Annotated in this window: 13 protein-coding genes and 1 pseudogene; 9 read left to right on the top strand and 5 right to left on the bottom strand. The window is 66.3% G+C overall.

The window, feature by feature from the left end; translation table 11 throughout:
- The first annotated feature begins 144 nt into the window (after positions 1 to 144).
- From G3N58_RS32460 to G3N58_RS32480, 5 genes are all read left to right on the top strand, one after another.
- Entirely contained in the window at positions 145 to 918 is a 774-nt protein-coding gene (locus tag G3N58_RS32460; RefSeq protein WP_167041558.1) for a slipin family protein, read from the top strand.
- 29 nt (positions 919 to 947) lie between these two features.
- The gene (locus G3N58_RS32465) at positions 948 to 1208 is read left to right on the top strand and encodes a DUF4148 domain-containing protein (protein ID WP_206001240.1); all 261 of its coding nucleotides are present in this window, start codon (positions 948 to 950) and stop codon (positions 1206 to 1208) included.
- A gap of 126 nt (positions 1209 to 1334) precedes the next feature.
- Entirely contained in the window at positions 1335 to 1799 is a 465-nt protein-coding gene (locus G3N58_RS32470) for a YaiI/YqxD family protein (RefSeq protein ID WP_206001241.1), read from the top strand.
- Between the two features lie 343 nt (positions 1800 to 2142).
- Positions 2143 to 3444, top strand: a complete 1302-nt coding sequence (locus G3N58_RS32475; RefSeq protein WP_167041549.1) for an NCS2 family permease — start codon at positions 2143 to 2145, stop codon at positions 3442 to 3444.
- A 342-nt stretch (positions 3445 to 3786) separates the two neighbouring features.
- Complete coding sequence (locus G3N58_RS32480; protein ID WP_167283843.1) at positions 3787 to 4320, top strand: cytochrome b/b6 domain-containing protein; 534 nt, start codon at positions 3787 to 3789, stop codon at positions 4318 to 4320.
- Positions 4321 to 4437: 117 nt separating this feature from the next.
- On the opposite strand, the gene G3N58_RS32485 is transcribed toward G3N58_RS32480, so the two are convergent.
- The gene (locus tag G3N58_RS32485; protein WP_167041543.1) at positions 4438 to 4728 is read right to left on the bottom strand and encodes a DUF1488 domain-containing protein; all 291 of its coding nucleotides are present in this window, start codon (positions 4726 to 4728) and stop codon (positions 4438 to 4440) included.
- A 454-nt stretch (positions 4729 to 5182) separates the two neighbouring features.
- Between G3N58_RS32485 and G3N58_RS32490 the strand changes: the two genes are divergently transcribed.
- Positions 5183 to 5491 carry a 2Fe-2S iron-sulfur cluster-binding protein gene (locus G3N58_RS32490; RefSeq protein WP_206001242.1) on the top strand — a complete coding sequence of 103 codons (309 nt, stop codon included), beginning with the start codon at positions 5183 to 5185 and terminating at the stop codon, positions 5489 to 5491.
- An 86-nt stretch (positions 5492 to 5577) separates the two neighbouring features.
- Here the strand turns inward: G3N58_RS32490 and G3N58_RS32495 are convergent, their stop codons facing one another.
- From G3N58_RS32495 to G3N58_RS32505, 3 genes are all read right to left on the bottom strand, one after another.
- Positions 5578 to 5772, bottom strand: a complete 195-nt coding sequence (locus G3N58_RS32495; RefSeq protein ID WP_167041537.1) for a YqaE/Pmp3 family membrane protein — start codon at positions 5770 to 5772, stop codon at positions 5578 to 5580.
- A 123-nt stretch (positions 5773 to 5895) separates the two neighbouring features.
- On the bottom strand, positions 5896 to 6105 hold the full coding sequence (locus G3N58_RS32500) for a DUF1653 domain-containing protein (protein ID WP_206001243.1): 210 nt from the start codon (positions 6103 to 6105) through the stop codon (positions 5896 to 5898).
- Between the two features lie 54 nt (positions 6106 to 6159).
- Positions 6160 to 6804 carry a PAS domain-containing protein gene (locus G3N58_RS32505; RefSeq protein WP_167041531.1) on the bottom strand — a complete coding sequence of 215 codons (645 nt, stop codon included), beginning with the start codon at positions 6802 to 6804 and terminating at the stop codon, positions 6160 to 6162.
- A 696-nt stretch (positions 6805 to 7500) separates the two neighbouring features.
- Here G3N58_RS32505 and G3N58_RS32510 point away from each other — a divergent pair.
- Both G3N58_RS32510 and infA read left to right on the top strand, forming a co-directional pair.
- Complete coding sequence (locus tag G3N58_RS32510) at positions 7501 to 7782, top strand: hypothetical protein (protein ID WP_167041527.1); 282 nt, start codon at positions 7501 to 7503, stop codon at positions 7780 to 7782.
- Positions 7783 to 7929: 147 nt separating this feature from the next.
- Positions 7930 to 8202 (top strand): translation initiation factor IF-1, encoded by a 273-nt coding sequence (gene infA / locus G3N58_RS32515; protein ID WP_167041524.1) that lies wholly within the window; start codon positions 7930 to 7932, stop codon positions 8200 to 8202.
- Between the two features lie 105 nt (positions 8203 to 8307).
- On the opposite strand, the gene G3N58_RS32520 is transcribed toward infA, so the two are convergent.
- Positions 8308 to 9051, bottom strand: a complete 744-nt coding sequence (locus G3N58_RS32520; protein WP_205299311.1) for a GntR family transcriptional regulator — start codon at positions 9049 to 9051, stop codon at positions 8308 to 8310.
- Positions 9052 to 9560: 509 nt separating this feature from the next.
- Between G3N58_RS32520 and G3N58_RS32525 the strand changes: the two are divergent.
- Positions 9561 to 9893, top strand: a pseudogene (locus G3N58_RS32525) (MFS transporter); the annotation flags it as partial.

The raw sequence follows: 9893 nt of genomic DNA on the forward strand, positions 1-9893 counted from the left end.
TCCGTGGCGCGCGGTCACGCGCACGCGGTCTCCGGCCGCGCCCGGAGACCGCGTGCGCGTGACCGCGCGCCACGGCCTCACGCTGAGCGTCGAGCCGGTCGTGCCGGTCACGCCGGCCGGCGCCCAGATAAAAGGAGAACGCTCATGATCGGTTTTACATTCGGCTTCAGCAGCATCCTGATCCTGCTTGCCGCGGCGCTGATTGCGTCGTCGGTGCGGATTTTTCGCGAATACGAGCGCGGCGTCGTGTTCATGCTCGGGCGCTTCTGGAAGGTCAAGGGCCCGGGGCTCGTGCTGATCGTCCCGGTCGTGCAGCAGGTGGTGCGCATGGATCTGCGCACGGTCGTGTTCGACGTGCCGCCGCAGGACGTCATTACGCGCGACAACGTTTCGGTCAAGGTCAACGCGGTCGTGTATTTCCGCGTGGTCGATCCCGAGAAGGCGGTGATCCAGGTCGCGCGCTACTTCGAGGCGACCAGCCAGCTTGCGCAGACCACGCTGCGCGCGGTGCTCGGCAAGCACGACCTCGACCAGCTGCTGTCGGAACGCGAGCAGCTGAACGCCGACATCCAGAAGGTGCTCGACGCGCAGACCGACGCGTGGGGCATCAAGGTGTCGATCGTCGAGATCAAGCACGTGGACATCAACGAAACGATGATCCGCGCGATTGCGCGCCAGGCGGAAGCCGAGCGCGAGCGGCGCGCCAAGGTGATTCACGCGGAAGGCGAGCTGCAGGCGTCGCGGCAACTGCTCGAAGCCGCGCAGACGCTCGCCCGGCAGCCGCAGGCGATGCAACTGCGCTACCTGCAAACGCTGACGACGATCGCCGCCGACAAGAACTCGACGATCGTGTTTCCGCTGCCGATCGACCTCGTCAGCGCGGTGCTGGAGCGCTTCGGCAAGCCGTCCGCGCCGTGAGGGTCGGATGTTCTGAGCGAGAGCCTGTCATGAAAAAACTTTCCCGTATCGAATGCGGCGTACTGCTGGCCGCCGCCTGTATCGGCACCGTGTGCGCGCCAGCCGTAGCGCAAGCCGACCCGGCGGCGCCGCCCACGCGCGCCCAGGTGCGCGCCGATCTCGCCGAGTGGCGCGCCGCCGGCTACGAACCGCTCGACTGGCTCGGCTATCCGGTCAGCGCCCAGCGCGCGGGCCGCATCGTCGCCGAGCGGCGCGCGCAGCAGCACTCCGAGGCGGCGACGGTGCACTGAGCGGCGACGATGCGCTGAGCCGTGGCGGCCGTCAGTTCGCGCTTGCGGGCCGCGGCGAGGTATCATCACGGCCCTTCGATACCCTCGCCGCCGCGCAGCCGCGGCACAGCAGCCGGAGCCCGCACCATGCCAATCTGGGTCGATGCCGACGCCTGCCCGGCCATCGTCAAGGACATGCTCTTTCGCGCGGCACGCCGTACCGGCGTGTCGCTGACGCTCGTCGCCAATACGTTTCTGCGCGTGCCGCCCTCGCCGCTGATTCGCGCGATCCAGGTGCCGGCCGGTTTCGACGCCGCCGATCAGTTGATCGTCGAGCGCGTCGCCGCAGGCGATCTCGTCATCACCGCCGACATCCCGCTCGCCGCCGCCGTGCTGGAAAAGAACGCGCACGCGCTCGATCCGCGCGGCAACTGGTTCACGCCCGGCACCATCGAGGAACGGCTGCGGATGCGCGCGATGCTCGACCAGTTGCGCGGCAGCGGCGTCGATACGGGCGGCCCGTCCGCCTTCAGCCCGCGCGACGGCAAAACGTTCGCGGGCGAACTCGATCGCTGGCTCGCGCGCAACGTGCCGCGCGGCGATGCACCATGAGGCGCGATGGTGCGCAATAACGCGCAGTGATGCGCCGACGCCACACTCGGACGGCCAATCCACCGGCTGACGGGCCCCGGCGCGCCGCGCAAGCCGCCGCGAACGCCGGAGCGCCGCCATTCGTGATTACAATTCCGCGATAACGCTGGCGCGGTGCCCGCCGCACCGCCGGGAGCCGCTGCCGCGCACGGGCCGCGCTGCCGCCCCCGCCGCGGTGAATCGAAGAAAATCGAAGCACCCGCATCAATCACAGAAACAGAAACGCCGCAGCAACGCCACAGAAACACCCGACTCACGCCGCAAACAACACCTTCAGAACGACGAGAGAGAAAAGACCCGCCACATGGACTCGATCAAACGCTACTTCGGCTTCGACGCCGTCGACACCAACCTGCGCACCGAAGTGCTCGCCGGCGTGACCACCTTCCTGACGATGGCCTACATCATCTTCGTCAACCCGGCGATTCTCGGCGACGCCGGCATGCCGAAAGACGCGGTGTTCGTCGCAACCTGCCTCGTGGCCGCGCTCGCCTCGATCATCATGGGCTTCTACGCGAACTACCCGATCGCGCTCGCGCCCGGCATGGGCCTGAACGCGTACTTTGCGTACACGGTCGTGAAGGGCATGGGCTATACGTGGCAGGCCGCGCTCGGCGCAGTGTTCATCTCGGGCTGCCTGTTCCTGATCGTCACGCTGTTCCGCGTGCGCGAGGTGATCGTCAAGGGCATTCCGCACTCGATCCGCATCGCGATCACCGGCGGCATCGGCCTCTTTCTGGCGATCATTTCGCTGAAGTCGGCCGGCGTGGTGGTCGGCAATCCGGCCACGCTCGTCACGCTCGGCAATCTGCACGACCCGCACGTCGTGCTCGCTGCGATCGGCTTCTTCGGCATCGTCACGCTCGACTATCTGCGCGTGCGCGGCGCGATCCTGATCGGCATCGTCGGCGTGACGATCCTGAGCTTTTTCTTCGGCGGCAACGAGTTTCACGGCGTCGTGTCCGCGCCGCCGTCGATCACGCCGACGCTGTTCCAGCTCGACATCCGCGCCGCGCTGTCGTCGGGCGTGCTGAACGTCGTGCTCGTGTTCTTCCTCGTCGAACTGTTCGATGCAACCGGCACGCTGATGGGCGTCGCGAATCGCGCGGGGCTGCTCGTCGAGGGCAAGATGCACCGGCTGAACCGCGCGCTGCTCGCCGACAGCACCGCGATCCTCGCCGGCTCGCTGCTCGGCACCTCGTCGACGACCGCGTATATCGAAAGCGCGTCGGGCGTGCAGGCGGGCGGGCGCACCGGCGTGACCGCCATCACGGTCGCCGTGCTGTTTCTCGCGGCGCTCTTCTTCGCGCCGCTCGCGGGCGTGGTGCCCGCCTACGCGACCGCGCCCGCGCTGCTCTACGTGTCGTGCCTGATGCTGCGCGAAATGCTCGATCTGCCGTGGGACGACGCGACCGAAGTCGTGCCGGCCGCGCTGACCGCGCTGCTGATGCCGTTCACCTACTCGATCGCCAACGGTGTCGCGTTCGGCTTCATCTCGTACGCGGGCCTCAAGCTGCTGACGGGCCAGGCGCGCCAGGTGAAGCTCGTCGTGTGGATCATCGCGGCGATTTTCCTGTTCCGTTATTTCTATCTCGGCAGCGAGTAAGGACGTCGGCGCGTGGCGGCGCGTCCGGGGCGCGGCCGCGCGTGCGAACGGGGCGGGCAGCGGGCAGCGGCCCCAGGCGGTGAACCCCGGCAGTGAAACCGGACGGGCGGACCAGACGAGCGGCCCCAAACGGGGCGCGCCACCCGGCAGCCTCGCGGCACGTCAGCCACGGTCAGGCAACTGCCGGGCAACCGCCGAGCCGCGCCCCGGCGCCACTCGCGCCCCGGCTAAGGGGCGCTTAAGCAAAGATCGACGATCGTTCTCCGAAACTGCAGCCACCCCCTGGCACCGTTTATCATCCGTTGATTCCGAAAACGACCGACTTCTCCCGAGGAGCCCCGCATGTCTTCCTATAACCGCGCGACGGACCGCTACACGAGGCCCGCCGTCTTTTTCCACTGGATCATTTTCCTGCTCGTCGCGCTCGCCTATCTGGCCATCGAGATACGCGGCCCGCGCGGCTCCGACAGCCGCGCGTTCTGGACCGGCATTCATTTGTGGGCGGGCACGCTCGTGCTCTCGCTATCGGTCTTGCGGCTGCTCTGGAAACTCTGGGCCGGCGCGCCCGAGGAAATCGAAAACACCCGGCTGCTCGCGTTCGCGGCACGCGCCGTGCACCTCGCGCTCTACCTCTTCATCTTCGTGCAGCCGCTGCTGGGCATGCTGATGCTCAACGCCGGCGGCCACCCGGTCACGCTTGCGGGAACCGGCATCGGCTTCACGCTGATCGGCGCGGATTCGATCGCCCGCCCGCTGCTCAAGGACGCGCACGAATTGCTCGGCAACGTGTTCTACGGGGTGATCGGCGTGCACGCGCTGGCGGCGATCGTGCATCACGTGATCTTCAAGGATCGCGCGCTGCGGCGGATGATCTGAGCGCGAGGCGCACAGAAACACGCTCGCCGCGATCTTGCACGGCGCGGCGTGGACAATGCTCGGGCAGCGTTCAGCAGCGCTCACATAAGCGCCCAGGCGGCGCCCAAACGGCGTCGCTCAATTGCGCCAGTTGGCCTCGTAGAAGCGCACATAGCCGCTTCTAAGCACGAGACATTGCGCCCGCGTCTCCGACAGCAGGCGGCGCGTGGCGGCCTCGATGCGGGGCCGGTGCGCGTCGAATGCGACGACCATGTCTTCGAGCCGCGGCGATAACGCGCCGAAGTGATCTTCGAGGGCTTCCGCGGTGATCATGCACTCCACCCTCTGCCCGTCGATCATCGCGGGAAACGCCAGGGTCAGTTCGCGACCTGAATATTCAGGCGCTTCGTTCGGGAATTGGATCTGCATGGGAATCACCTGGAAAATTGCCGCGCATGAGGTGATGCGGTAATGCGCGCACGGGTTGCATCCTGTCGTGTCCGCCGCTCGTTCCTCCTTGTCCCATGCAGCCGACGCGGGCCGTCACCTCGTTGCGGCAGCGAGTTCGCGGCGCGCCGAGGTGAATTGATTCACTTTAGACGAGTTCGCGCAAGGCGCAAGCCTTACCTGGGTTTTCCTTGAGATGCGTGCTGGTGGTGTGCGATTCGGTGCGCGATTCGAGGTGCCTTCAATGGGCTCCTGATGCGCATTTCGCCGCACACGCCGGTGCATGTTGCGGCGCGGTATGGCGCAACGGCAAAGAAAGGCGCGAAAACGGCGGTGAGGGCAAAACTGCGGAAACAACTGCGAAACCGGCCGCGCGATTGCGTGTAAAGTGTCGCGCTCGACCGCTCGCTGCCGCGCGCCGCCCCTCATTCGCACGATGCCCGACTCCATCCGCCCGCCTCTGGTTCGCGTCGAACCGCTCGGCCAGAGCTTCGAAGCCCCCGATTCGCTGACGCTTCTCGAAGCCGCCGCTTTCGCGAATCTGCGTTTGCCGCGTTCGTGCCGCAATGGCACATGCCGTACCTGTCTGTGCAGGATGACGGCCGGCCGCGTGCGTTACACGATCGAATGGCCGGGCCTCAGCCGCGAGGAAAAGACCGAGGGTTATATCCTGCCGTGCGTGGCGATCGCCGAAACCGATCTCGTGATCGAAGTGCCGGACACGATCGAATTACCGGCGCGCTGAGGAGCGAGGCAGCGACTCAGCGCCTGCGGTTCAAGGCTCGTAATTCAAGGCCCGCGATTCAATACCTGTGATTCAGGGCCGGTGACTCAGCGCCCGTTGCCGAGCGCGCGGGAAATCTTCTTGTCCGTGTTGTACTGGCTCAGCGCATAGACCGACCAGATCGCGGCCGGCACCCAGCCGATCAGCGTGACCTGCAGGATCAGGCAGATGATGCCCGCGAACGGACGGCCAATCGTGAAGAACTGCAACCACGGCAGAAGGATGGCAAGCAATAGACGCATTCGGTTTTCCTGTGGGTTTTCCTGTGTTTCTATCCGTTTCTATCGTTCCGGCAAACCGCGTTGAGGCGCATTTACCACGCATTTAGCACGCATCTGCCGCTCGTTCACGGCTCATGTGCGGTATCAATCGTCGATCGGCGCAAAGCGCGGCACCTTCGCGCCGTCAAGCTCGACAAGCTCGAAAAACACCGTCGCGGGCCGGGTCCAGATCGTACCATTGGCCGCCCGGTAGACGATCATCGTGACCGTCGGATCGGATTCGAGCGTCGCCTCGCAGATCAGTTCGTAAATGCCGCCCTTGTAGTGCCGGTAGCGCACGGTATCAGTCCTCATATCGGGTTCGATCGAAACATTTGCAAGTGCGGTCCGCGTGCGTTCAAGCGCGCGTCAGCCGCCCTCTTTCAGCTGCTTCAGAATCTTGTAGACGGTCGCGCGGCCCATCGTCAGCACCGCGGCCACGTAGTTCGCCGAGCTGCGTCCGCGAAACGCGCCCTGCGCATGCAGCGCCTCGACGATTTCGCGCTTGTGCTCGCGCGTGAGCGCATTGATGCCGATCTGCCGTTCGCGCAGCCAGGTATGCAGATAGGTGTTGATGCGGTCCTGCCAGTCGTCGCGGAACAGATCCTCGGCGGGCGCGTCGGTCATCGAGCCGCCCTTGATGAACAGATCGAGCGTCGAGCGCACGTCCTCGAACACCGCAATATTGAAGTTCACGCACAGCATGCCGGCGGGCCTGCCGTCGTCGTCGAACAGGATGTTGCTCACGCAGCGCATGCGACGGCCGTCCCAGTTCAACTTCTCGTACGGGCCGATGGTTTGACCGCGCGCCGCGAAGTGCGCGTCGTCGAGCACCGACGGCGCGCCCACCTCGAGCCGCGACAGATTGTTCGCCAGATACGCGACGGTCTGATCGCGCAGATCGTGAATCACCACTTCGGCGCACGGATAGAGCAGCGCGGCGATGCCGTCGGCGATCGGCGCGTAGCGCTTGAGCAGCAGGTCTTTGACAGGCGACACGTTCTGATTGCGCATGAGATAAACGCGGGGTTCGAAGAAGGCGGCAAGGGTGCGGGCCGCGAATAGCGCAGCGATGCGGCTCGCCGAAGCCGGGCGGTAAAGCGCGCGAGCCGGCCCGGCTCGCAACGCGCCATTGTAGCGAGATGGGCCGGGCATCGCGACCGATGGCCGCCGCCGCGACATCGACGGCATGATGCCGGGTCCGCACGCCTGCGTGCAAAGCCCCGCCAGACGGGCGATGCGGGGCACATGCGGGGCGTGCGCGGAACTTTGCACTATCCAATCAGGCCCATTTAAGGCATCATATTGCAATAGTTGCATTTCGCACCCAGCAGCACTGGCAGCACCAAGCAGTCTCAAACCGGCATCTCCGCACCACCCCCGACTGTTCGACCGCCGCTCGCCGGCGATCCCGTCACCCCGGCAATGCGCCGCATGCATTCGCCGTCGCGAGTCGTACAACTGAGCGGTTCAGCTTCATGCGTCCGATGCGCGCGGCGTCCGCGCGACTTCAGCGTGTTTTTTCCGTCGAATCCGCGATTTCGCGCGGCCGCTCGAGCCATTGTCATTGAGCCTGCCCGGCCGGTTAGCCTGGCCTGTGCCAACCCTTTTTCATCGCGGCGCGCCTTCGGGGCTGCGCCGCCCGGTCCGCGCCGTCGCGCCGTACATCACGCGCGCCACGCGGATCACGCCATACAGGACACGTTGTTCATGAATCCAGCAGTCAAAACCTACAAGGGTTACGAAATTCATCCGCTCGTTTATCCGCACCGCCCGGCGGGCGCGCAGACGAGCCGCGATCCCGGCGCCGGCTACGACGCGTCGGTGCGCATCTGCCGCGTCGGCGCGAATGCGGCCGCCGACGGCCGGGTGTTCCGCCTGCAGTATCTGTTTCCGTTCGACGGCATGGGCAAGGCGCGCATCGCCTGCATGGCGCACGCCGAACGGCTCATCGACGGCCAGGTGAACGGCCAGTCGGTCGCCGATCTTTGAGCGGCCAAGGCGGCCGGCGCCATCGCAGGCACGGGCCGGCGGCGCGCTCCGGCGCGACACCCCGCCCAACCACGTATTCCAGGCCGCGTCGCCCGGTTTTGCCGGCGACCGGCTCTCTACTCATCATCCATCGACCAGGAGTTATGCATGGCGAAAGAAGAACTGATTGAACTTGACGGTATCGTCGACGAAGTGCTTCCGGACAGCCGCTACCGCGTGACGCTCGACAACGGCGTCGTGGTCGGCGCTTACGCATCGGGACGCATGCGCAAGAACCACATCCGCATTCTGGCGGGCGATCGCGTGACGCTCGAAATGTCGGTCTACGACCTGACCAAAGGCCGCATCAATTTCCGCCACAAGGACGAGCGCCCGAGCGGCGGCGCGCCCCGCCCGCCGCAGGCTGCGCGGCGGAGATAAGCTGAAGCAGCGCATGGCGCACTGCGTACCCGCAAGATGCGGCGATGCAGTGCGCGCAAGTAGCGGGAAGGCACACCTCGCACCGCATGCTGCGCGCACGGCCCCCTACCCCCCGAACACCGCCCCCAGATCCTCTGCCGCTGCGCTTCTGCGCACCTGCTCGATCACCCGCTCCTCGAGTTCCGATAGATGCTCGCGCATCGCCGCCAGCGCGGCCGGCAGGTCGCCGGCATCGAGCGCGTCGATGATGCGCGCGTGCTCGTCGGCGGAACAGCTCGAACCCTTCGACGGATCGAACAGCGCCTTGTACAGCTCGGTCTTCGCGACCAGTTGCCCGACCATGCCGAGCAGTTCGGTGCCGCCCGCGAGTTCTGTCAGCAGCACGTGAAACTGGCCGGCGAGGCGCACGGATTCGTCGATCGCACCCGTGCGCAGCGCCTTCTCCTCGCTGCGCACATGCGCACGCAGACGGCGCTTGTGAGCGGCGCTCAGCGCGCCGCACAGCGACGCGGCGATGCCCGCCTCGACGATCTGCCGCGCGCGATACACCTGACGAATGTCCTCCTCCGACGGCGACGGCACGAACGCGCCGCGATTCGCCTCAAGCACGAGCTTGCCCTCGAAGCCTAGTCGCGCGAGCACCTTGCGCAGCGCGCCGCGCGTGCAGCCGAACGCCGCCGCGAGGTCGCGCTCGACCAGTTGCGCGCCCGGCCGCAGACGGCCTTGCAGCAGCGCCGCGGTAATCGATGTGTAGATGCGCTCTTCGACGCTCGGCGCGGTGTCGTCTGTCGTGCCTGTAGCAGGCGCGGCGGATTCAGCAGGTAAAGGACGGCGGGTACGTGAGGCCATGAATTCAGTGACGGAAAAAGCGGGTAACGATGGAGCGAAGACCATGCAGAGCCGGTGTAAAGTCGGCGAGCATGGGCGATGCCGCCTTGCACGCCCGCGGCGTCCAGCCCGCGCGTAAGCGGCACCTTAGCCGCTCCTGAGCGGCAAGCCGGCATCGCGGCATCGCGGCATCGCGGCATCGCGGCATCGCGGCATCGCGGCATCGCGGCATCGCGGCATCGCCTGGCATTCTAGCGGTGGCCCATGCGAGACGCCAAGGCGCTCGCGGCTCAGCCTGCATCGCGGCTTATGCGACGGCTTATACCGGACATTCCTCAAAATGGTTAACCATTTCATGTTATTATGGCTAACCAAAAGAAAGCTTGCAGCGGTTTTTTCCGTTTCCGCGCCGGCTCGCGCCGCCCGCCCCATCGGGCTCCGGCGCACGCATGCGCCGCTGCTCGCCCGGTTCCATTCCGCGCCGCCGTTGCTCTTGTCAGGCCGCGCCGCTTTTTGCCTTCAGGTCCATCGTGAATTCGTCCTCCAGCGCCCGCTCGTCCTGCACCTCCGCGAACCACGCCAACCACGTGGTCCATGCCGCACTGACGTGGCACGACATCGTGTGGCTCGGCGCGATCGTCGTGATCGGCATCAATCTGCGGCCGTTGCTCACGTCGATCAGCCCGCTGATGACGACGATCCGCAACGCCACCGGCCTCAGCTTCTACGGCGCGTCGCTGCTGACGAGCCTGCCGGTCGTCGCGATGGGGCTCGGCGCATTCGGCGCGGCCGCGTTGACGCGCCGCCTCGGCGAAACGCGCGGCGTCGCGCTCGGCCTGCTCGCGATCGCGCTGGCCTGCGCG

The sequence above is a fragment of the Paraburkholderia sp. Ac-20342 genome (assembly GCF_017104985.1).
GTDB lineage: Bacteria > Pseudomonadota > Gammaproteobacteria > Burkholderiales > Burkholderiaceae > Paraburkholderia.